At 66.5% G+C, this 18,906-nt stretch carries 27 protein-coding genes; 8 read left to right on the top strand and 19 right to left on the bottom strand.

What is annotated here, in order from left to right:
• Positions 1-390: 390 nt before the first annotated feature.
• Entirely contained in the window at positions 391-828 is a 438-nt protein-coding gene (locus WC597_RS14030; protein ID WP_372694197.1) for a DUF305 domain-containing protein, read from the bottom strand.
• The gene (purL, locus tag WC597_RS14025) at positions 825-3,041 is read right to left on the bottom strand and encodes a phosphoribosylformylglycinamidine synthase subunit PurL (RefSeq protein ID WP_372694195.1); all 2,217 of its coding nucleotides are present in this window, start codon (positions 3,039-3,041) and stop codon (positions 825-827) included. The genes WC597_RS14030 and purL overlap by 4 nt, the downstream gene beginning before the upstream one ends.
• Before the next feature lie 110 nt (positions 3,042-3,151).
• Here purL and WC597_RS14020 point away from each other — a divergent pair, with 110 nt between their 5' ends.
• The gene (locus WC597_RS14020) at positions 3,152-3,292 is read left to right on the top strand and encodes a hypothetical protein (protein WP_372694193.1); all 141 of its coding nucleotides are present in this window, start codon (positions 3,152-3,154) and stop codon (positions 3,290-3,292) included.
• Complete coding sequence (locus WC597_RS14015) at positions 3,289-3,540, top strand: Tat pathway signal protein (RefSeq protein ID WP_372694191.1); 252 nt, start codon at positions 3,289-3,291, stop codon at positions 3,538-3,540. The genes WC597_RS14020 and WC597_RS14015 overlap by 4 nt, the downstream gene beginning before the upstream one ends.
• A gap of 169 nt (positions 3,541-3,709) precedes the next feature.
• Here WC597_RS14015 and WC597_RS14010 read toward each other — a convergent pair whose 3' ends face one another.
• Positions 3,710-4,507 (bottom strand): hypothetical protein, encoded by a 798-nt coding sequence (locus WC597_RS14010; RefSeq protein ID WP_372694189.1) that lies wholly within the window; start codon positions 4,505-4,507, stop codon positions 3,710-3,712.
• A gap of 74 nt (positions 4,508-4,581) precedes the next feature.
• On the opposite strand from WC597_RS14010, the gene WC597_RS14005 reads away from it, so the two are divergent.
• Positions 4,582-5,007, top strand: a complete 426-nt coding sequence (locus WC597_RS14005) for a hypothetical protein (protein WP_372694187.1) — start codon at positions 4,582-4,584, stop codon at positions 5,005-5,007.
• A gap of 57 nt (positions 5,008-5,064) precedes the next feature.
• Positions 5,065-5,265, top strand: coding sequence for a hypothetical protein (locus tag WC597_RS14000; protein ID WP_372694185.1), 201 nt, complete (start codon positions 5,065-5,067; stop codon positions 5,263-5,265).
• Between the two features lie 131 nt (positions 5,266-5,396).
• On the opposite strand, the gene purQ is transcribed toward WC597_RS14000, so the two are convergent.
• From purQ to purC, 9 genes are read right to left on the bottom strand one after another with little or no spacing between them, the layout of a single operon-like run.
• Positions 5,397-6,059, bottom strand: coding sequence for a phosphoribosylformylglycinamidine synthase subunit PurQ (purQ, locus tag WC597_RS13995; RefSeq protein WP_372694183.1), 663 nt, complete (start codon positions 6,057-6,059; stop codon positions 5,397-5,399).
• A gap of 33 nt (positions 6,060-6,092) precedes the next feature.
• Positions 6,093-7,295 carry an MFS transporter gene (locus tag WC597_RS13990; RefSeq protein ID WP_372694181.1) on the bottom strand — a complete coding sequence of 401 codons (1,203 nt, stop codon included), beginning with the start codon at positions 7,293-7,295 and terminating at the stop codon, positions 6,093-6,095.
• 58 nt (positions 7,296-7,353) lie between these two features.
• Positions 7,354-7,833 carry a YbhB/YbcL family Raf kinase inhibitor-like protein gene (locus WC597_RS13985; RefSeq protein WP_372694180.1) on the bottom strand — a complete coding sequence of 160 codons (480 nt, stop codon included), beginning with the start codon at positions 7,831-7,833 and terminating at the stop codon, positions 7,354-7,356.
• 29 nt (positions 7,834-7,862) lie between these two features.
• Complete coding sequence (locus WC597_RS13980) at positions 7,863-8,267, bottom strand: type II toxin-antitoxin system VapC family toxin (RefSeq protein WP_372694178.1); 405 nt, start codon at positions 8,265-8,267, stop codon at positions 7,863-7,865.
• On the bottom strand, positions 8,264-8,524 hold the full coding sequence (locus WC597_RS13975; protein ID WP_372694176.1) for an AbrB/MazE/SpoVT family DNA-binding domain-containing protein: 261 nt from the start codon (positions 8,522-8,524) through the stop codon (positions 8,264-8,266). Before WC597_RS13975 ends, WC597_RS13980 begins: the two co-directional genes overlap by 4 nt.
• A gap of 44 nt (positions 8,525-8,568) precedes the next feature.
• Positions 8,569-8,805 carry a phosphoribosylformylglycinamidine synthase subunit PurS gene (gene purS, locus WC597_RS13970; RefSeq protein ID WP_372694174.1) on the bottom strand — a complete coding sequence of 79 codons (237 nt, stop codon included), beginning with the start codon at positions 8,803-8,805 and terminating at the stop codon, positions 8,569-8,571.
• Positions 8,805-9,089 carry a virulence factor gene (locus tag WC597_RS13965; protein WP_372694172.1) on the bottom strand — a complete coding sequence of 95 codons (285 nt, stop codon included), beginning with the start codon at positions 9,087-9,089 and terminating at the stop codon, positions 8,805-8,807. The genes purS and WC597_RS13965 overlap by 1 nt, the downstream gene beginning before the upstream one ends.
• A complete protein-coding gene (locus tag WC597_RS13960) occupies positions 9,089-9,295 on the bottom strand; it encodes a hypothetical protein (protein ID WP_372694170.1) in 207 nt (68 codons plus the stop codon). Before WC597_RS13960 ends, WC597_RS13965 begins: the two co-directional genes overlap by 1 nt.
• A complete protein-coding gene (purC, locus tag WC597_RS13955) occupies positions 9,295-10,053 on the bottom strand; it encodes a phosphoribosylaminoimidazolesuccinocarboxamide synthase (protein WP_159849540.1) in 759 nt (252 codons plus the stop codon). The genes WC597_RS13960 and purC overlap by 1 nt, the downstream gene beginning before the upstream one ends.
• Before the next feature lie 286 nt (positions 10,054-10,339).
• Here purC and WC597_RS13950 point away from each other — a divergent pair, with 286 nt between their 5' ends.
• Positions 10,340-10,663 carry a DUF1476 domain-containing protein gene (locus WC597_RS13950; RefSeq protein ID WP_372694168.1) on the top strand — a complete coding sequence of 108 codons (324 nt, stop codon included), beginning with the start codon at positions 10,340-10,342 and terminating at the stop codon, positions 10,661-10,663.
• A 184-nt stretch (positions 10,664-10,847) separates the two neighbouring features.
• Here WC597_RS13950 and WC597_RS13945 read toward each other — a convergent pair whose 3' ends face one another.
• The 5 genes from WC597_RS13945 to purB all read right to left on the bottom strand — a co-directional run bounded on the left by WC597_RS13945 (position 10,848) and on the right by purB (position 14,981).
• A complete protein-coding gene (locus WC597_RS13945) occupies positions 10,848-11,480 on the bottom strand; it encodes a fasciclin domain-containing protein (protein WP_372694166.1) in 633 nt (210 codons plus the stop codon).
• Positions 11,481-11,586: 106 nt separating this feature from the next.
• On the bottom strand, positions 11,587-12,429 hold the full coding sequence (gene purU, locus WC597_RS13940) for a formyltetrahydrofolate deformylase (protein WP_372694164.1): 843 nt from the start codon (positions 12,427-12,429) through the stop codon (positions 11,587-11,589).
• A complete protein-coding gene (locus tag WC597_RS13935) occupies positions 12,429-12,950 on the bottom strand; it encodes a DNA-deoxyinosine glycosylase (protein WP_372694162.1) in 522 nt (173 codons plus the stop codon). The genes purU and WC597_RS13935 overlap by 1 nt, the downstream gene beginning before the upstream one ends.
• Entirely contained in the window at positions 12,947-13,678 is a 732-nt protein-coding gene (locus WC597_RS13930; protein WP_372694160.1) for a 2OG-Fe(II) oxygenase family protein, read from the bottom strand. Before WC597_RS13930 ends, WC597_RS13935 begins: the two co-directional genes overlap by 4 nt.
• 4 nt (positions 13,679-13,682) lie before the next feature.
• The gene (gene purB / locus WC597_RS13925; RefSeq protein ID WP_372694158.1) at positions 13,683-14,981 is read right to left on the bottom strand and encodes an adenylosuccinate lyase; all 1,299 of its coding nucleotides are present in this window, start codon (positions 14,979-14,981) and stop codon (positions 13,683-13,685) included.
• Between the two features lie 154 nt (positions 14,982-15,135).
• On the opposite strand from purB, the gene WC597_RS13920 reads away from it, so the two are divergent.
• Genes WC597_RS13920 through WC597_RS13910 form a run of 3 tightly spaced genes read left to right on the top strand, consistent with a single transcriptional unit; the run spans position 15,136 to position 16,324 of the window.
• Positions 15,136-15,456, top strand: coding sequence for a multidrug efflux SMR transporter (locus tag WC597_RS13920; RefSeq protein WP_372694156.1), 321 nt, complete (start codon positions 15,136-15,138; stop codon positions 15,454-15,456).
• A gap of 22 nt (positions 15,457-15,478) precedes the next feature.
• Positions 15,479-16,135, top strand: a complete 657-nt coding sequence (locus WC597_RS13915) for a glutathione S-transferase (RefSeq protein ID WP_372694154.1) — start codon at positions 15,479-15,481, stop codon at positions 16,133-16,135.
• A gap of 57 nt (positions 16,136-16,192) precedes the next feature.
• Positions 16,193-16,324 (top strand): hypothetical protein, encoded by a 132-nt coding sequence (locus tag WC597_RS13910; RefSeq protein WP_372694152.1) that lies wholly within the window; start codon positions 16,193-16,195, stop codon positions 16,322-16,324.
• Here WC597_RS13910 and WC597_RS13905 read toward each other — a convergent pair.
• Positions 16,321-18,003 carry a lytic transglycosylase domain-containing protein gene (locus tag WC597_RS13905; RefSeq protein WP_372694150.1) on the bottom strand — a complete coding sequence of 561 codons (1,683 nt, stop codon included), beginning with the start codon at positions 18,001-18,003 and terminating at the stop codon, positions 16,321-16,323. The genes WC597_RS13910 and WC597_RS13905 overlap by 4 nt on opposite strands.
• An 85-nt stretch (positions 18,004-18,088) precedes the next feature.
• Positions 18,089-18,901: a uracil-DNA glycosylase family protein gene (locus WC597_RS13900; RefSeq protein WP_372694148.1), complete on the bottom strand. Its 813-nt coding sequence runs from the start codon at positions 18,899-18,901 to the stop codon at positions 18,089-18,091.
• Positions 18,902-18,906: the final 5 nt, after the last annotated feature.

Here is an 18,906-nt window from a genome sequence, read left to right as displayed (position 1 = left end):
CCGCTGGAGCCGTTTGAGAGGCTCTCTTCTTTTCGCGCTGCTCGAACAGAAAGCGTTGAAGACCCCAGACGAGGTGAGGCGTCCACGGCTGGCCGCAGGCGGTGCTCTTGCCCGCCTTGTTCAGGAGGCCGGCGACCTCATTGGGTCGGGTGAAGCCGCTCTTGAAACAGGCGCGGAGCAGGGGGTCGAGCTCATCCAGGAACGCCTCCCTGGAGCGATCGCGAAAGGCGAAATGCTTCAGTTCGTCTCTGGTGATCTGTGACGGCTTGGACTGTGGGCGTCCGGCAGCCCGCTCCGGCTTCTGCGCCCGAGAGCGTCCCGTCGGCGTCGCCTTGGCTTTGGAGGGACCCGCCCGTTTTCCACCCCCGAGATAGGGTCCTTTAGCCATCCTCAGTTCGCCGGAGCGGAGGTCGGCGCCCAGGCCTTCATCTCGGCGATCTCGCGCGTCTGGGCCTCCACCACGCTCTGGGCCATGCGCCGGATTTCGGGATCGCGGCTGTCGCGCAGAGCGACTTCGGCCATGGCGACGGCGCCTTCGTGGTGGGCGATCATCTTGGCGACATAGGCCTGATCGACGGTCTGGCCGGATGCGGCGGCCATTTTCTTGTGCATCTCGGCTTCGGACGCGGCGAAGGCCCGATCGCCGGGGGTGGGGCCGGCCTTATCGTGACCCGCGTGGCTGGCGGCCTGGGTCTCGGCCGTCGTGCGGGCCGCCGCCGCATGGTTGGCGGCGGACGTGTCGCGCAGCGCCTGCTGCACCGGATCACCGCCGCCGTCGCAGGCCGCCAGCAAGCCTAGCAACGCGACAGGCAGGGCGGCGCGGATCATGCGGCGTCGCCCAGCCAGCCCGGCATCCAGCCTTCGTGCCATTCGCGCAGATGGGCGACGGGGATGCTGAACAGGTCGGTGGACCCAAAGGCGTCGCCGCCCGCGCGGCCGACGACCGAGGCGTGCAGACCGGCTTCGCGCGCCTTGGCGATGATGGCGTCGGCGTCCGGCACGGCGACCAGGTAACGGGCCTGGTCCTCTCCGAACAGGAAGATGTGGGCGTGGGTCGCGCTGGTGGCGTCCAAGGTCACGCCGACATCGGAGGCCAGCACCAGGTCGGCGGCGGCGCCGATCAGGCCGCCGTCGCTGAGGTCATGGACCACGGTCAGGTCGCCGCCCTCGATCAGGTCGCGCACAAAGTCGCCGGTCTTCTTCTCCAGCTTCAGATCGACGGGCGGCGGGGCGCCGTCCTCGCGGCCCAGAACCTCGCGCAGATAGATCGAGGCGCCCAGTTCGCCATGCGTCTGGCCGATCAGGACCAGGGTGTCGCCCTCGGCCATGGTCGAGAAGTTGGTCACCACGTCATAGTTGGGCAGCAGGCCCACGGCGCCCACGGTCGGGGTCGGCGGAATGGCGACGCCGTTGGTTTCATTATAGAGGCTGACGTTGCCGCTCACGACCGGGAAAACCAGTTCGCGGCAGGCCTCGGCCATGCCGTCGATGGCGCGGACGATCTGGCCCATGATCTCGGGGCGCTGGGGATTACCGAAGTTCAGATTATCGGTGATGGCGATGGGGCGCGAACCCACGGCGGTCAGGTTGCGCCAGGCCTCGGCTACCGCCTGTTTGCCGCCCTCATAGGGGTCGTTCTGGACATAGCGCGGGGTGCAGTCCGAGGTCACGGCCAGACCCTTGTCCGTGCCGTGCACCCGCACCACGCCGGCGTCGGCGCCGGTGGCCGAATCCTGCAGCGTGTCGGCCATGACGTGACGGTCGTACTGCTCCCAGATCCAGCGCTTGGACGCCATGTCGGGGCAGGCGATCACCTTGATGACCGCATCGGCCCAGTTCTCGGGCGCGGGGATCTCGGCGTGGTTCAGTTTGGGCTGCAGCTCCGGCTGGACCCAGGGGCGGTCATACAGGGGCGCGTCGTCGAACAGGGGCGCCAGGGGCACGTCGCAGACGGTCTCGCCGTGATGCTTCAGAACCAGACGGCCGGTGTCGGTGGTGACGCCGATCGTTGCGGCGTCCAGGCCCCATTTCTTGAAGATGCGTTCGCCGTCGGCCTCGCGGCCGGGCTTCAGGACCGCCAGCATCCGCTCCTGGCTTTCCGACAGCATCATCTCATAGGCGCTCATGCCCTCTTCGCGCTGGGGCACGGCGTCCATGTTCAGCTCGATGCCGACGCCGCCCTTGCCGGCCATCTCGACCGAGGAGGAGGTCAGGCCCGCCGCGCCCATGTCCTGAATGGCGGCGACGGCGCCCGAGGCCATCAGCTCCAGCGTCGCCTCGATCAACAGCTTCTCGGCGAAGGGATCGCCGACCTGGACCGTGGGGCGTTTGGATTCCGACTCGTCGTCGAACTCGGCCGAGGACATGGTCGCGCCGTGGATGCCGTCGCGGCCGGTCTTGGAGCCGAAATAGACCACCGACAGGCCCGCCGAGGGCGCGGCCGAATAGAAGATGCTGTCCGACTTGGCGATGCCCACGCACATGGCGTTGACCAGGATGTTACCGTTGTAGCCCGAATGGAAGTTGGTCTCGCCCGCCACGGTCGGCACGCCGACGCAGTTGCCGTAACCGCCGATGCCCGAGACGACGCCCTTGACCAGGCGCTTGGTCTTCTCGTGGCTGGGATCGCCGAAGCGCAGAGCGTTCAGCAGGGCTACCGGGCGCGCGCCCATGGTGAAGACGTCGCGCATGATGCCGCCCACGCCCGTCGCCGCGCCCTGATAGGGTTCGATGTAGGAGGGGTGGTTGTGGCTCTCCATCTTGAAGATGCAGGCGTCGCCGTCGTCGATGTCGATCACGCCGGCGTTCTCGCCCGGACCGCAGATGACGCGCTCGCCGGTGGTGGGGAACTTGCCCAGGTGGATCTTGGACGATTTGTACGAGCAATGCTCGGACCACATGACCGAGAAGACGCCCAGTTCGACGTGGTTGGGCTCGCGGCCCAGCCGGTCGAGGACGACCTGATATTCATTGGGGGCCAGGCCGTATTCGGCGGCCAATTCAGCCATCGACTTTTCGGGGGTCTTTTGCGGAGCGCTCATGGGCGGCGCTTCTAGCCGCAGATGGGCCAAATGTCAGCCCGCACGGCGCAAGATCGGGGAACATCGAACATCTCAGACGGTTGATTCCGACGACAACCACAGGAGCCGCCATGACCGACGCCCCCATCGACCCTGCCGCAACCCCCGAAGACGACGACCTGCCCGAGATCGCCGCCGACGACGCCGGCGCCTCCGCCCTGGCCGAAAAGGCCCAGAAACAGGCCGACGACACCGAGGAGGACCCGGCATGAGCAATCCCCACACCGACCGCATCGTCCCCGCTTTAGGCCAGCAGATGGATCGCTCGAACGATCCTGACACCACGCGCCAGATGGATGCGGCGGCGCCGGAGGCTGCGCTGGCCAGCCGTCGCCAACGATTGACGGGCTCGGCTGTCGGCGTCGGCAGCGTCGGTTTCGATGAGGACGGCGCCTTCGGCGTCGGCGCCGACGATCACGAACCTCAGGACAACGCGATCACAGACACGCCCAAGCCCTGATCCATCTCTTTTTCGCTCATCCCGGCGAAAGCCGGGACCCAGTCCTTTGGGCGCAAGCTGCGTGAGATCAGAGGTTAGTGGTCATCCGACGCACTGATAGATGCGAAAGCACTAGGTCCCGGCTTTCGCCGGGATGAGCGGGAGAAAAGTAATAAGCGCGTTCTGAAAACTAACGGGCGCGTTCGATGCCCGGCCGCAGGCGGAAGGTCAGCAGCAGCCCGCCGACAAGCAGGACGATGGCGCCGGCCAGGGCGGTGAAGGCGACGGCTGGCTTGTCCGCCTGTTCGGCGACGAAGGCGCCCAGCAGGCCCCAGGCCGTCGGCAGCGGATAGGCCATCGTCCTCAGGACCGCCGTCACCGCCAGGGCGACGACCACGACCGAAACGATGGCGACGATGGCCCACAGGCTGGGCGACAGGGCGGCGGGCAGGGCGTCGAACGCCGTAACCGTCGTGATCAGGTTCAGCGGCGCGGCCACAGTCAGCCAGCCGGCCAAAGCGGCGAGCGGCCAGGCCAGCAGGATGCGCTCGCGATCCATCAGCCGCAGCGCGCGGATATGTCCCGAAACCGCCAGCAGCGGCAACAGCAGGGCGATCAGCGAGGCGAAGATCACCCCGACGCTGGCGGCCTTCAGGTTCATGGCCGCCACGATGATCCAGAAGCCGATGCCGAAGAAGGCGACGGCGGACGGCAAGCCCATCCGGCCTAACAGCGGGCTCTCGCCCGTTTGAGGCAGGGCCTGGCGGATCGCATAGGCCAGGATGCCGATATAGATCAAACCCCAGATCGAGAAGGCGTAACCGGCGACCCGCAGGGTGGTGTTCCCGTCGGCGGCGAACTCGGCCTGGTTCAGGCCCAGGCCGGCCAGGTTCTGAACCAGCGGCACGACGATGGCGAAGAGGGCGGCGGCCAGGACGACCAGGCGCCGGGTGCGCTGGCGGGGCGTGGGGCGGATGATGGAGGACATTCGGGTTCCAGTGCGACGCTTATCCGGCCTTTACGCGCCGAACCGACAGAAGGTTCATCCCGAAAGCCAGAAAAGTGAAGCTTGCATTGGCGACCGGCGGCCTCATCCTGTGGGACATGACGCTCCGGGTCCGCCTTCTTTGTCTGTGCCTCGCCGCCTTCGCCGCCGTTGCTGTCGCGGGCGAGGGGCGGGCGCAAAATGCCTCGACCCTGACGGCGTCGGTCCAGACGGCATGGACCCGCGTCCGCGCCGCCCTGACGCCAGAGCAACAGGCCAATGAGGTTCGCGGTTTCATGGCGGCCCTGGCCTCGGCCAATGGTCGACCGACCCTGCCGCCGCTGGATGCGCGCGACATCGCCTCGGGTCGTGCGGTGTCTCTGGACGATCCCGCCCTGCTGCAACGCCCTCAGGCGCACGAGATCACCGTGACGGTCGGCGGCCAGTTCCTGATCTTCCGCCCCCTGTCGCGCGCCAGCCTGGAGCCGTTTTTCGGTCGGTAGGAACAATCGCCGGGACCGAACGGTTGTCAGGATGATCCCTCAACACAGGAAACTCCCATGGCCGACATCGACAACGACCAACCCTCGCTCGAAGAAGAGGTCGAAGCCAACCGCGCCATCGAGCAAGGCCTGGGCGTCGGCGCCCGTGAACTGGCCGCCCGGCGCGAGGCCGGCGAAAAGGCGTTCGACGACGAAGAGGTCGAAGACGACGCGGCCGCAGACCTTTCGGACGGACGCGCTCAGATCAAGGATATCTAGACGGGCTCAGGGTTTGACCTGAAAATGACGGCGAAGCGAACAAGGCGGCCGGTGCGCAGGCGTGCCGTCAGCGGACTTTCGATAACACGGACATCAGAGCCCGCGCCGTGCCTACCAACCCGCGATTGCCGTCAAGCGGCGGCGTAGACGCTTTGGAACAGCGTCGCGCCGTCGGCCGAACCCAGCTCGGCTTCGAAGGCGCGGTCGGGGTGGGGCATCATGCCCAGGACGTTGCCGCGCGCGTTCTGGATGCCGGCGATGTCGTTGACCGAGCCGTTGGGGTTGTCGACATAGCGGAACACCACTTGGCCCTCGCCCTCGATGCGGGCCAGGGTGTCGCTGTCGGCGAAGAAGTTTCCGTCGCCGTTGCCCTGGGTCATCGTGACTTCGGCCTGGCCTTTATAGCCGGCGGTGAAGCGGGTCTGGGCGTTGGCGACCGTCAGGGCGATGGGCTTGCAGACGTATTTCAGGCCCTTGTTGCGCAGCAAGGCGCCCGGCAGCATGCCGGCCTCGCACAGGATCTGGAAACCGTTGCAGATGCCGACCACGGCGACGCCGTCGTCAGCGGCTTTTTTGACGGCCTGCATCACGGGGGACTGGGCCGCCATGGCGCCACACCGCAGATAGTCGCCATAGGAAAACCCGCCGGGAATGACGATCAGGTCCAGACCCTTGGGCAGTTCGGTCTCGGCATGCCACACCATGGAGACGGGCTCGCTGGTGGAGCGTTCGACGGCGACCTTGCAGTCGCGATCACAGTTGGAACCGGGGAAGACGATGACGGCTGCACTCATGGCGCGGCCCTTTAGCAGGGTTCTGAAGCCTTGTCAGGCCGTCACGCGCGCCCGACCCGTCAGCCAGGCCACGATGAAGATGGCGAACCCGCCCAGCGACAGGCCGACGCCGACCCAGGCGGTCGAGGTCCAGCCGTAACCCGCAGCGATCGCCATGCCGCCCAGCAGGGGGCCGATGGCGTTGGCGGTGTTGAACGCCGAATGGTTCAGCGCCGCCGCCAGGGTCTGGGCGTCGCCGGCGACATCCATCAGCCGCGTCTGCAACACCGAGCCCAGGCCGCCGCCGCCGCCGATCAGGAAGACCACCCCCATCACCGCCCACAGGTTCGACGCCGCCATGGGATACAGCGCCAGAGCCGCCGCGCTCCACAGCAACAGGCCGCCGGCCGCTTTGAACCCCACATGGTCCGCCGCCCACGCGCCCAGGATATTGCCCAGGAACATGCCGACGCCGAACACTGCGAAGACCCAGGGCAGGACCTCGGCCCCCACGCCTGTCACCGCCTGAAGCGTCGAGGCCAGATAGGCGTAGACCGCGAACATGCCGCCGAAACCCACGGCGCCGACGCCCAGCGTCAGCCAGACCTGGCTTCGCTTCAGCGCGCCCAGTTCGCGCCACGGGCTGGCATCGGGATGGGCTGGATCGCGGGGCGCGAACAGGGCGACCAGGGCCATGGTGATCACAGCCAGCACACCCACAATGGCGAAGGTCCAGCGCCAGCCATAGGCGTGGCTGATGATGTTGACGACGGGCACGCCCAGCACCGTCCCGACCGTCAGCCCCATCAGGATGGTCGAGACCGCCCGGGTGCGGAAATGCAGCGGCACGATGGAGGCCGCGACCAGGGCCGCCACCCCGAAATAGGCGCCGTGCGGCAGGCCGCTGAGGAACCGGAACACCAGCATCCAATGATAGGTGGGGGCCAGAGCGCTGAGCACGTTGCCGACGGCGAACAGGGCCATGAAGCCGATCAGCAGATGCCAGCGCGGCAGCCGCGCCCCCAGAACCGCCAGGATGGGCGCCCCCACCACGACGCCGGCGGCATAGGCGCTGATGACATGGCCGGCGGTCGGCGCATCGACGCCCAGGCCGGCGGCGAAGTCGGGCAGGATGCTCATGGCCGCGAACTCGGTCACGCCGATGGCGAACCCGCCCATGGCCAGGGCGATCAGCACGAGGGCGACCGCCCCGCGCGAGCGGACGGGAAGGGCGGTGTCGAGGGCGGCGTCTGTCATGTTGCACTGCAAACTAATCAGCGTTCATGACACCACAAGGGCGGCCGGCCGACAGCGATCACGCTTTGTTTTCGTAGGTCGCGGTGATCGAGGCCTTGGCCAGGGTGTGGAAGTGCAGGTTGAAGCCGAACACGGCGCCCGAGTTGTCGGCCGTGACGTCCAGGCTTTCCACATCCACGGCGAAGACGGTGAAGATGTAGCGGTGCGGGCCGTGGCCGGGTGGCGGGGCGGCGCCGCCGAAGCCTGCCTGGCCGTAGTCGGTGCGGCCCTGGATGGCGCTGTGCGGCAGGTGTCCGCCGGCCGATCCGGCCCCGCTGGCCAGTTCGGTCACGTCGGCGGGAATATTGGCCACGGTCCAGTGCCAGAAGCCCGAGCCGGTCGGCGCATCGGGATCATAGCAGGTGATCGCATAGCTCTTCGTACCCTCCGGCGCGCTGGACCAGGCAAGGTGCGGCGAGACATTGCCCTTGGCATGAACCTGGGCGTCCGGCAGCACGCCGCCGTCCTGAATGTCGGTGGAGGTGAGGGTGAAGGTCATATGAAGGGGCTTTCTCGGGACTGTAGAAATCAGGCGGCGGACAGGAGGCGCGCTTTCACGCCGTTGCGATGCAAGAGCCGCACCGCCTGAACGTCGAACGAGACGAAGGTTTCCCCGCCCAGCCATTGTCCGTCATGGGCGATGACGCCGTCCGCGAAATCGCCGCCCGCTTCCAGCACGGCGAGGCCGGCCTCGGCGGCCGTGCGATCCACCGAAATGTTGCGCATATCCAGCAGACGACGAATGGCGGTGGCGATGTCCTCGCGAGAGGCGCGATAGCCCCGCGCCAGAACCCAGGCGAACTCGCACAGGGATTGGGTGCTGACCGCGACCCGATCCGCGGTCTCCAGGGCCTCGACCGCCAGACGCTGCTGGTCTTCGTCGTCGCCGACGACGGCCCGTAACAGGACATTGGTGTCGGCGGTGATGTTCACGGCTGCTCGGGGGCTTCGCCGGCCTGCGCGGTCAGGGCGCCGATCTCTTCGATCGACAGGCGCGCGCCGTTCGTCCGGCCCTTCAGGAAACCGGACAGGTCGGACCATGAGCCGGTCATCTGTTCGGCGCTCAGCTCCGCGCGCCCGTCAGGCAGCAGATCCAGACGGATCTTCTGCCCCGGCTGGATGCCGAGATGCTGCAACACCTCCTTGCGGAAGGTCACCTGGCCTCGGCTCGTGACGGTCAGCGTGGTCATCTCGTCAATGTAATGCGATCATGCATTACATTCAACAGTCAGTGTCAGGCCGCCTCGATGCGGTAGCTTTCGATCACCGTATTGGCGAGCAGTTGCTCGCACATCTTCTTAGCCTCGGCCTGGGGGTCTTCGGCGCCGGCGAGGTCGAACTCGATCAGCTTGCCGACGCGGGCGTTCGAGACGCCCGACCAGCCCAGACCCTGCAGCGCGCCCTCGACGGCCTTGCCCTGAACGTCCAGGACGCCGGGCTTGAGGAAGACGTGAACCTTGATTTTGGCCATCAGCCGTTACCTTTCATGAAGGGGGTGAAGTCGGACCATTGTTCGATGCGGAAGGCTCGAACATCCCGAACACATTGTGGGAACCAGGTCAGCGCCTTCAGCGCGTTCATGGCTTGAAGCAGATTGGCCAGGTCCTCGACCTCGGTGACGTAGCCGCTGCCCTGGATGCGAGCAAAGCCGTAACGCTTGAGCGTGCGGCCGATCTCGTCATAGGCCTGGGTCACGCCTTTCGGATGGACGGCTTCCGTTTCGGCCACCACCAGGTCGAAAGCGATGGCGAACATCAGGCCTTGGGATCCTGTCGGGCGGCAGCGGCGGGATAGGTCAGTTCCTCGCCGCTTTGGACGACACGAATCCGAACCCTGTCGTCGCCGCTGGGACCCAGGATTTCGTATAGGGGACCTTCTGCGCCGAAGTGGCGAAACCGTGCGACGCCCGTCATGTCGACGTCGTGGGCGAACACGGCTCCGGTCTCTTCGACGCTGCTCATCAATGCAGGCCGCCCTGGATCACCGTCGGCATGCCCTTCATGATGCCCAGGCGACGCGCGACTTCGGTATAGCTCTCGATGACATTGCCCAGGTCGCGGCGGAAGCGGTCCTTGTCCAGCTTCTCGCCGGTGGTGGTGTCCCACAGGCGGCAGCTGTCGGGGCTGATCTCGTCGGCCAGCAGCACGCGGCTGAAGTCGTTTTCCCAGACGCGGCCGAACTCGATCTTGAAGTCCACCAGGGTGATGCCGACGGCGCCGAACATGCCCGACAGATAGTCGTTCACGCGCACCGTCATCGCCAGCATGTCGTCCAGTTCCTGGGTCGAGGCCCAGTTGAAGGCGGTGATATGCTCTTCGGTGACCATCGGGTCGTTGAGCTCATCCTTCTTGTAGTAGAATTCGATGATCGAGCGGGGCAGCGGCGTGCCTTCCTCGATGCCCAGGCGCTGGCTCATCGAGCCGGCGACGATGTTGCGGCAGACGACTTCCAGCGGAATGATCTCGACTTCGCGGATCAGTTGCTCGCGCAGGTTCAGGCGCTTGATGAAGTGGTTGGTCACGCCGATGCCGTTCAGGCGCGACATGATGAATTCGCTGATCTGGTTGTTGACCACGCCCTTGCCTTCGAGGACGGCCTTCTTCTGCGCGTTGAACGCAGTGGCGTCGTCCTTGAAATACTGGATCAGGGTGCCGGGCTCTGGTCCTTCGTAAAGGATCTTGGCCTTGCCTTCGTAGATTTTCTTGCGCTTGCTGTTCATCGTCCGGTCCCGCTTACGGGCGCCCTCCAGAAACAAAAATCGCGCGGCCATGATGGAGGGGAAGACCCGGTCCTGGCGGCGCGTTTCGGAATCGTTCGGGCAGTCAATCTCGTTCGGGGTCTCCTTAGCCGATGGCGAGCCGCGATACAAATGAGGATGGCGAAGGGCGCAAAGGATGGGGACAGGATGTCCACCCGAGTGAAGTCATGTTGCGTTCAGGGATGGGCGGTCTATAGACGGCCCTTGCCCCGACGTTAGCGGGGCGTACGGAGCTATGCTGAGCGAAATGACGACCTTCGACGATCGGGAAAAGGCCTTCGAGGCCAAGTACGCCCTCGATCAGGAGCAGGAGTTCAAGGCCATCGCCCGGCGCAACCGGATGATGGGCCTGTGGGCGGCCGAAAAGATGGGCCTGTCGATCGAGAGCGCCGATCAGTACGCCGCCGCCGTCGTGCGCGCCGATTTCGAGCAGCCGGGCGACGAGGACGTGTTCCGCAAGGTCGCCGGCGACTTCAAGGCCTCGGGCCTGTCGGTGTCGGAAGGCGAGATTCGCTCCAAGATCGACGAACTGGCATCGATCGCCCGCGAAGGCATTCGCGCCGGCGAATAGGCTATCGGCCTTCTGGCTGATCTGAGAATTCGAAAGGGCCGCACCCGGGGGAAAGTGCGGCCCTTTCTTTTTTGCCGGGGACGTTGGGGGATGTCTCACCCGGCGTACTGTGCGTCTCGCGCCCTTCAATAACTCGGGCGCCCAGATTTGGTTTCAGCCCTAAATGGGTGAGACGCGATTATTTTTACGGCATCAAGACCGTGTCCACGACGTGGACCACGCCGTTGGACTGACCCACGTCGGCCTGGGTGATGGTGGACTTGCCGCCCTTGGCGTCGGTGATGACCCAGGTGTTGTTCGGGCCGGCCGAAACCTTCAGTTCTTCGCCCTGAACCGTCTTCAGCGTGGCGGTGCCGCCGTTGGCCTGGGCCTGGGCTGCGATGTCGGCTGCCGTCAGGCGACCGGCGACGACGTGATAGGTCAGGATCTTGGTCAGATCGGCCTTCATCGCCGGCTGCATCAGGCTGGTGCGGGTCGCCTCGGGGATCTTCTCGAAGGCGGCGTTGTCAGGCGCGAAGACGGTGAAGGGGCCGGGGCCCTGAAGCGTCTCGACCAGACCAGCGGCGGTCACGGCCGACACCAGGGTGGTCAGGTTGGAGGCCTTGGACGCATTGGCGACGATGGTCTCGTTGGGGCTCATGGCGGCGCCGCCCACCATCGGATCGGTCGCGGGGGCCATGGCGGCGCCCTCGGCCGGAGCCATGGCGGTCGATTCAGCCGGGGCCGTGGCGGCCGGTTCATTGTTGTTGCAGGCGCCCAGCGCCATCAGCGCGCCGCCGGATACGGCGACGAGCATGAGATTGCGAAGATTGGTCATTGTGTTTCGTTCCCTTTGGGCCGCTCTCAAGGCGGTAACGGGAACGTTACGTTCGAAACCGCATAAAGGATGCGTGTCGCGCGACAAGAAATCGCAGCTTCACCATTCAGTCTTCGAACACCACTGTCTTTGTGCCGTGCAGCAAAACGCGGTCTTCCAGATGGCGACGAACGGCGCGCGCCAGGACGCGGCGTTCGATATCTCTCCCCTTGCGGATCAAATCTTCGGGCGTGTCGCGGTGGCTGATCCGCTCGACGTCCTGTTCGATGATGGGGCCTTCGTCCAGGTCGGGGGTGACATAGTGGGCGGTGGCGCCGATCACCTTCACGCCTCGCGCGTGGGCCTGATGATAGGGGCGGGCGCCCTTGAAGCCGGGCAGAAAGGAGTGGTGGATGTTGATGCAGCGTCCCTCCAGCTTGCGACTGAGGTCGTCGGAAAGAATCTGCATGTAGCGCGCCAGCACGACTAGCTCGGTCCCCGTCTCTTCGATCAGCCGCAGCAGTTCGGCCTCCTGCGCCGGCTTGTCGGCGGCGTTGACCGGCAGGTGGTGGAAGGGCAGGTCGCCCAGATCGACATGGCCGATCAGCTCGCGCGGGTGGTTCGACACGACCGCCGTCACCTGCATCGGCAGTTCGTCGATGCGCCAGCGATACAGCAGGTCCGCCAGGCAGTGATCGAACTTTGACGCCAGGATCATCACCTTGCGCGGCGCGGGACCTCGCAGGGTCCAGTCCATGGCGAACCGCTCGGCCAAAGGCGCAAAGGCGTCGTGGATCGCGGTCTCGGCGTCGCCGTCCGCCGGTTCAAACACCACCCGCATGAAGAAGGTGGCGCTGGAGGCGTCCCCGAACTGTTGGGCGTCGGAGATGTTGGCGTCCCGCTCCAGAAGGAAGGCGGAAACGGCCGCGACGATGCCGTGGCGGTCGGGGCAGGAAAGGGTCAGGATCATCAGGCGGCAGGCCTATCCGGGAGAAACTTTCCCAGTATGGCCCAGCTGTCCGCCTTTGCCGACAAGGATATTGCATGGGCGGGGCTGGACGACGGCAGATCGACCAGGGCGACGCCCTCCAGATCGCTCAGAATGCGCCGCCCCAGCCGGGCCGCCAGCCCGCCGTTGAAGGCGACGGCCCGCAGGTTGGGCAGGCTTTCGACCAGCCCCCGCAGATCGGCCGCCTCGGGCGAGCGGATCGCCGCGTCCAGACTGCCCGATCGCTCCGCTGAAGCGATCACGTCCCACAGACCCACGCCGCGCGCCTTCAAACGTTCGAGCCGTCGCTCATAGGGCAGGGCGGCCAGGTCTTCGCCCAGCACGCCGCCAATCAGGGGCCAGAAGCCGTTGCGTGGATGGGCGTAATACTGCGCCGCCTTCAACGAGGTGTCGCCCGGCAGGCTGCCCAGAATCAGTAACCGGGTCTCCACATCGACCACGGGAGCGAAGCCTTGCCTGCGGTCGCCGGTAGGGCCCTTCACTTGACCGGCGGGTCGTCGCGCAGCCAGCCGGTGATCGAGCGACGCTTGCCGCCGGCATAGGCGGCGACCGGCGCGACCGAGTGCATCCGCGGCGTCTTGAATACGGTCCAGACGTTGAAGCCCGGTTTGAAACCACGCTCGATGTCGCCGTTCGCATCGTGGAACATCAACTGACCGCCCCAGTCGGGCCGCCAGTCGCGCGACAGGCCCAGCGTATAGGCCGCGCGCCGTTCGCCCACGCCCGTGTCGTCATGCCGGGTCAGGAAGTCGCCGGGCCGGAACCAGGTCGCCTGGGCGTCGATCTTGGTCACGCCGGCCTCGCCCGTCACCGCCTTGGCGAAGGTGGTGAAGGGCGTGTCGTTGAAGAATTGCAGCAAGACATGGGTGGCGTGACCCTGGTCCTGGCCGGTCAGCAATGCCGGGATGATCGGATAGGCCAGATAGATGAAGGAGAATCCGCTGCGGGCTTCCGACAAGGCGTGCTGGATTCTGGCGGTGACCGCTTCACGACTCAACTCGGCCATCTCCTGAGGCGACAGCAGCTTGCCGCCTTCGGGGGTCTTCAGCGACAGGCGCCAAGCCGTGTCATGTTCCAGCGCAAGGTCCAGCCATTGGGCGCTTTCCTCGTCCAGCAGGTCTGGCACCTGCACCATGCCGTCGCGCGCATAGGCCGTCGCATAGTCGCGGGGATCGAGCCGGGGATTGAGCCGGATCGTGCGCTCGCTCATGGTCTCAGTCTCCGAACACCCGCTTGAACACCACGTCCACGTTCTTGGTGTGATAGTCGAGGTCGAACAGGGCTTCCAGTTGTTCGGCGGGCAGGGTGACGCGGTCGTCGGCCTTCAGAAAGTCGATGAAGACCCCTTCGCCACGCCAGACCTTCATGGCGTTCTCCTGCACGGCGGCATAGGCGTCTTCGCGCGAGATGCCGGCCTGGGTCAGGGCCAGCATGACCCGTTGCGAGTGAACCAGACCGCCCAGGCGGTCGATGTTCTTCTGCATGTTCTCAGGATAGACGTTCAGCCGCTCGACCACATTGGCCAGGCGCTGCAGGGCGAAGTCCAGGTGGATGGTGGCGTCCGGGCCGATGCCGCGCTCGACCGACGAATGGCTGATATCGCGCTCGTGCCACAGGGCGACGTTTTCCATCGCGGGCGTCACGGCCGAACGGACCAGACGGGCCAGGCCGGTGAGGTTCTCGGTCAGGATTGGGTTGCGCTTGTGCGGCATGGCCGACGAACCTTTCTGGCCCTTGTCGAAGAATTCCTCGGCTTCAAGGACTTCCGTGCGCTGAAGGTGGCGGATCTCGACGGCGAGGCGTTCGACCGAAGAAGCGACGACGCCCAGGGCGGCGAAGAAGGCGGCGTGGCGGTCGCGCGGGATGACCTGGGTCGAGACCGGCTCGACCTGCAGGCCCATCTGGTCGGCCACATACTGTTCGACCGCCGGATCGACATTGGCGAAGGTGCCGACGGCGCCCGAGATGGCGCAGGTGGCGATCTCTTCCTTGGCCGTGATCAGGCGGCGCTTGGCGCGCTGGAACTCGGCGTGGTAGCCGGCCAGCTTCAGGCCGAAGGTCACCGGCTCGGCGTGGATGCCGTGCGAACGACCTACGGTCGGTGTGTATTTATGCTCCTTGGCGCGTTTCTCCAGCGCGGCCAGAACCCGGTCGACGCCGTCGATCAGCAGGTCCGACGAGCGCGCCAGCTGGACCGCGAAACAGGTGTCCAGCACGTCCGACGAGGTCATGCCCTGGTGCAGGAAGCGGGCTTCCTCGCCCACGATTTCCGACACATGGGTCAGGAAGGCGATGACGTCGTGCTTGGTGGTGCGTTCGATCTCGTCGATGCGGTCGGCGTCGAAGGTCGCATCCTTGCCCTTGGCCCAGATGGCGTCGGCCGCCTCCTGCGGGATCACGCCCAGCTCGGCCATCTTGGTGGCGGCGTGGGCCTCGATCTCGAACCAGATCTTGTATTTGGTCTCTTGCGACCAGAGGGCGGCGGCGACGGGGCGGGAGTAGCGCGTGATCATGGGCCGGTCGTGTCGGTCTCAAGGGGCTCGGAGTCAAGGTTCGTCGCTTGACTTCCGGTCGGCCTGTCCCAGATTATCGGCTCAGAGGACGACCTCTCCCTTCATCGGGCATGACCGCCGGGACGACCCGGCTCGCCATGCAAGGGAGACCGTCATGGCCTGGATATTCCTTCTTTTCGCCGGCCTGCTCGAAGTCGTCTGGGCCTTTCTGATGAAGGCGTCGGCCGGTTTCACCAAGCCGTGGCCGACCATCGGCATGCTGGTCTTCATGATCGGATCGTTCGGCCTGCTGTCGATGGCGATGAAGACCCTGCCGCTGGGCACGGCCTATGCCATCTGGACCGGGATCGGGGCGGTGGGCGCCTTCGTCGTCGGGGCGGTGTTTCTGGGCGAGCCGCTGACGCCGCTCAGGATCGTGGGCGTGGTTCTGGTGGCTTCGGGCCTGGTTGTGCTGAAGCTGGCGTCCAGCCATTGAGAGAGCGAACGGGAGACCTGCAATGGAACTGATCATCGGGCTGCGGGCCTATTCGACCTGGTCGCTGCGCGGCTGGCTGACGATGAAGGCGACGGGCGCGGACTTCTCCGTCATCGACGCCCGCTATGACACGCCGGAACACAAGGCGGCGCTGGAGGCCGTGTCGCCGTCTGGCTTCGTGCCGGCGCTGCGGGTCGGCGGCGAGTTGATCTGGGACACGCTCAGCCTCGCCGAATGGGCGGCGGAGACCTATCCGCAGGCGAAGCTATGGCCCGCCGATCCCATGACGCGCGCCCTGGCCCGGTCCGCGACGGCCGAGATGCATTCGGGATTCTCGGCGCTGCGCAGCTTCTGCGGCACGGGGCCGGATCATCCGATGGTGGGAGAGGCGCGGGCCGAGACCCCGTCCGATCCTGCGCTGGACCGCGACCTGGCGCGGCTGGTCGCGCTGTTCGGTCAGATGCGCAGGCGTTTCGGCATCGACGGTCCCTGGCTGTTTGGTCAGAGATGCATCGCCGATATCTTCTTCACTCCGGTCGCGGCGCGGGTGCGGCATTTCCAGATCGACCTTGCCGATCATGGCGACGACGGGACGGCGGTGACCTACCTGGCGGCCCTTCTTGACCACCCCGACTTCCGCCAATGGGAGGCGGAGGCCTTGGCTTCGACGTGGGCTTAACGGGCGAAAACCATCCCGGCTGACGCCGCGTTAAACGGACGCTGTTATCCGTTGGGAATGAAAAGCCCGACCCTCCCGACCGATCCGGCCGAACCCGTCTCGCGCGGCATTCATCCGGTCATGGGCTATGGTCTGGCGGCCCTGATCGGCGCAGCCTTCTGGGCCAGCCTGCTGTTTACGGTCTTCTAGCGAACGCCGGCGACGGTGGTCGCCTCGGCGATCAGGACTGGCTCGGCCTGGGGCGGCGGGGCGACATAGTCCAGCGCGACCGGAACGGCCTTGGCGCCCGACGCCAGGGCGTCCAGCGTCTTCAGCGGGGCGCCGAACAGCCGCTGATAGATCCAGTAGCTCGCCACGACCTTTTCGACGTAGTCGCGCGCCTGGGGCACATCGATCGTCTCGATCAGCAGCAGGGGATCGGCGTCCGGTCCCAGCTTGCGCACCGCCGCCAGCATCGGACCCGGCCCGGCGTTGTAGGAGGCCACGGCCCGCAGCAGGTCGCCCTGGAAGGCCGGCAAGGCCAGCATCCGGTTGATGTAGGTCTGGCCCAGACGCATGTTCACGGCCGGGACCAGCAGTTTGGACGGGTCGGAAACGAAGGTGCGATCTCCCGTCATCTCGGCCGCCGTCGTCGGCATCACCTGCATGATCCCATAGGCGCCGACGCTGGAGCGGGCGTTGGGATTGAAGTCGGTTTCCTTCAGCGCCAGCGCATAGACCAGCGACTTCTCGATGACGAAGCCGCCCTCGGGCGCCAGGTCCGGCATCGGATAGCGGGTCGCGTCGATACGGGTCGCGTCCGCATTGCCGACCGGCATGATGGCGCGCGCCAAGGCCGTCCACATCTTGGCCGCGTCGCCGACGGCGGTGCGCAGGCCAGAACGCAGCTCGCTCTCGGCGTCGGCGCGACGTCCGACCTCATAGAAGGCGACGGTGCGGCGGGCGCGGGCATCGGCCTGAACGAAAGCTTCCAGCGCGGTCGGCTCGACGGCGGCGCTCTTGGGCACATAGGCGGCGCGGCGCAGGCGCGGCTCGGCCTCATAGGCGCGGGGTCCCATGTTCTCGATGGTCGGCTCCTCGCCCAGCTGACGCAGGGCGATCTGACCATAGAAGGTGGCGGGCCACTGGGCCGACAGGCGCAGATAGTCGGTCACCCGATCCTGACGTCCCGACTGGCCGGCTGCGCGTGCGGTCCAGTAGGCGGCGCCGGCGCGAACCCAGGGGTCTTCGGTCGGATCGTTGGCGACGCGTTCGAAGGCGGCGAAGGATTCGTGGAATTGGCCCAGTCGCCATTCCGCCAGGCCGACCGTCCACCAGTCGCCGATCTGGCGGCCCATGGCCGAGGCGCCGGTCAGGTCGTCGTTGTTGTAGGCGACGCGGGCCGCCTTGGCCGGGTCGTCGACGCCGCCGCCGGAAACGGCCGTCACCAGACTGTTCCAGGTCCGGCCGATCACGCCGCCGGGCCGCATGGGCTCGGGCGCGCCATCGGGGCGGCGACGCAAAGCCAGCGTATAGACGCGGTCTGCGCACGGCAGGTCGGAATAGTTTTCCAGCCAGGCCGTCAGCTCTTCATAGGTGGCGACATGGTCGGGGTGGAACAGGCTCTCGAACTCGACCTGACCCAACAGGACCCGGTCCTGCGCCTGGCGCGCCGAGGCGCGGGCGGTCTCGATGTCGCCGCGCCGCAGGGCGTCGAAGGCGGTGGTGTAGGAGATGCGGTCCGCAGAGCTGAGGGCCGTGGGGCGGGCGGAACCAGCGCTCGATTCGGCCGTTGATCCGTAAGGCGTTTCGGCGATGGCCGCGCCCGCTAGGGCGCTGAAAGCCACAGCAAGCGTCGGCGCGAGGAACGCGCGGCGGAACAGAAACATAAGCGGCGGCCCCCTCGTTGGCGACGCGCGTAATCTACTAGGCGCGTGTATGGCGATCGGTCGTCAGCATGCGAGCATGCAGCGATTAGCCTTGTTCTTCAACCGAGTCCGTTTCAAGGCGAACGGACAGCGCCAACAGGTCGGCCCACACCTGACGCTTGGCCTGGGGCTGACGTAGCAGGAAGGCCGGGTGCAGGGTCGGCATGACGGGGGCGGACACCGCGCCTTCGGCCAGACGCCATTCCTTCCAATTGCCGCGCAGCTTCATGATCCCCTCTTCAGCCTGAAGCACGGACTTGGCCGAGGCCGCGCCCAGCAACAAAACGGCCTTGGGTTGCAGCAGGGCGAAGGCGCGCTCAACGAAGGGGGCGCAGACCGCCTGCTCCTGCGGGCTGGGCGTGCGATTACCGGGCGGGCGCCAGAAGACGGTGTTGGTGATGAAGACCTTGTCGGTCAGGCCCGCCGCCGCCAGCATCCGGTCCAGCAGTTGACCGGCCTTGCCGACGAAGGGCTGGCCGATCCGGTCCTCGTCCCCGCCGGGGCCTTCGCCGATGATCAGGACTGAGGCGTTGGGATTGCCGCGCCCGAACACCGACTGGGTCGCCCCCATGCCGCGCAGGGGACAGCCCTCGAACGCCGCGACGGCCGCCGCCAGATCCTGAAGCGTCGCCGCGCCGGCCGCCAGTCGGCGCGCCTCGGCGATGGCGTCGGCGGCGTTCGCTCCGGCCAGCGGCATGACGACCGAGGCGGTCGCCTTCTGCACGGCTTTTACCGCTGGCGGCGGGGCCACATGGGTGTGATCGACGGGCGCATCGGCATAGCAGGCGTCCACCCCCGCATCCCGCCAGAAGGCGAGCAGGCTTTCGACTGCAGCGATGTCATGGGGTTGCGCGTTCATGTCTC

Source organism: Brevundimonas sp. (assembly GCF_041648115.1).
Classification (GTDB): Bacteria; Pseudomonadota; Alphaproteobacteria; order Caulobacterales; family Caulobacteraceae; genus Brevundimonas.
Note: the sequence above shows the minus strand (reverse complement) of the source record. Positions and strands in the feature narration are given on the sequence as shown.

Excerpts from the sequence above, each read along its gene's own strand:
- WC597_RS13915 (WP_372694154.1), top strand. The coding sequence starts at position 15,479 with ATGGAACTGATCATCGGGCTGCGGGCCTATTCGACCTGGTCGCTGCGC.
- WC597_RS13975 (WP_372694176.1), bottom strand. The coding sequence starts at position 8,524 with ATGACCACGCTGACCGTCACGAGCCGAGGCCAGGTGACCTTCCGCAAG.
- purQ (WP_372694183.1), bottom strand. The coding sequence starts at position 6,059 with ATGAGTGCAGCCGTCATCGTCTTCCCCGGTTCCAACTGTGATCGCGAC.
- purB (WP_372694158.1), bottom strand. The coding sequence starts at position 14,981 with ATGATCACGCGCTACTCCCGCCCCGTCGCCGCCGCCCTCTGGTCGCAA.
- purC (WP_159849540.1), bottom strand. The coding sequence starts at position 10,053 with ATGAACAGCAAGCGCAAGAAAATCTACGAAGGCAAGGCCAAGATCCTT.
- purL (WP_372694195.1), bottom strand. The coding sequence starts at position 3,041 with ATGAGCGCTCCGCAAAAGACCCCCGAAAAGTCGATGGCTGAATTGGCC.
- WC597_RS13960 (WP_372694170.1), bottom strand. The coding sequence starts at position 9,295 with ATGAGCAGCGTCGAAGAGACCGGAGCCGTGTTCGCCCACGACGTCGAC.
- WC597_RS14020 (WP_372694193.1), top strand. The coding sequence starts at position 3,152 with ATGACCGACGCCCCCATCGACCCTGCCGCAACCCCCGAAGACGACGAC.
- WC597_RS13900 (WP_372694148.1), bottom strand. The coding sequence starts at position 18,901 with ATGAACGCGCAACCCCATGACATCGCTGCAGTCGAAAGCCTGCTCGCC.
- purS (WP_372694174.1), bottom strand. The coding sequence starts at position 8,805 with ATGGCCAAAATCAAGGTTCACGTCTTCCTCAAGCCCGGCGTCCTGGAC.
- WC597_RS13930 (WP_372694160.1), bottom strand. The coding sequence starts at position 13,678 with ATGAGCGAGCGCACGATCCGGCTCAATCCCCGGCTCGATCCCCGCGAC.
- WC597_RS14010 (WP_372694189.1), bottom strand. The coding sequence starts at position 4,507 with ATGTCCTCCATCATCCGCCCCACGCCCCGCCAGCGCACCCGGCGCCTG.
- WC597_RS13905 (WP_372694150.1), bottom strand. The coding sequence starts at position 18,003 with ATGTTTCTGTTCCGCCGCGCGTTCCTCGCGCCGACGCTTGCTGTGGCT.
- WC597_RS13910 (WP_372694152.1), top strand. The coding sequence starts at position 16,193 with ATGAAAAGCCCGACCCTCCCGACCGATCCGGCCGAACCCGTCTCGCGC.
- WC597_RS14015 (WP_372694191.1), top strand. The coding sequence starts at position 3,289 with ATGAGCAATCCCCACACCGACCGCATCGTCCCCGCTTTAGGCCAGCAG.
- purU (WP_372694164.1), bottom strand. The coding sequence starts at position 12,429 with ATGATCCTGACCCTTTCCTGCCCCGACCGCCACGGCATCGTCGCGGCC.
- WC597_RS13950 (WP_372694168.1), top strand. The coding sequence starts at position 10,340 with ATGACGACCTTCGACGATCGGGAAAAGGCCTTCGAGGCCAAGTACGCC.
- WC597_RS13965 (WP_372694172.1), bottom strand. The coding sequence starts at position 9,089 with ATGTTCGCCATCGCTTTCGACCTGGTGGTGGCCGAAACGGAAGCCGTC.
- WC597_RS13920 (WP_372694156.1), top strand. The coding sequence starts at position 15,136 with ATGGCCTGGATATTCCTTCTTTTCGCCGGCCTGCTCGAAGTCGTCTGG.
- WC597_RS13985 (WP_372694180.1), bottom strand. The coding sequence starts at position 7,833 with ATGACCTTCACCCTCACCTCCACCGACATTCAGGACGGCGGCGTGCTG.
- WC597_RS13990 (WP_372694181.1), bottom strand. The coding sequence starts at position 7,295 with ATGACAGACGCCGCCCTCGACACCGCCCTTCCCGTCCGCTCGCGCGGG.
- WC597_RS13945 (WP_372694166.1), bottom strand. The coding sequence starts at position 11,480 with ATGACCAATCTTCGCAATCTCATGCTCGTCGCCGTATCCGGCGGCGCG.
- WC597_RS14000 (WP_372694185.1), top strand. The coding sequence starts at position 5,065 with ATGGCCGACATCGACAACGACCAACCCTCGCTCGAAGAAGAGGTCGAA.
- WC597_RS14030 (WP_372694197.1), bottom strand. The coding sequence starts at position 828 with ATGATCCGCGCCGCCCTGCCTGTCGCGTTGCTAGGCTTGCTGGCGGCC.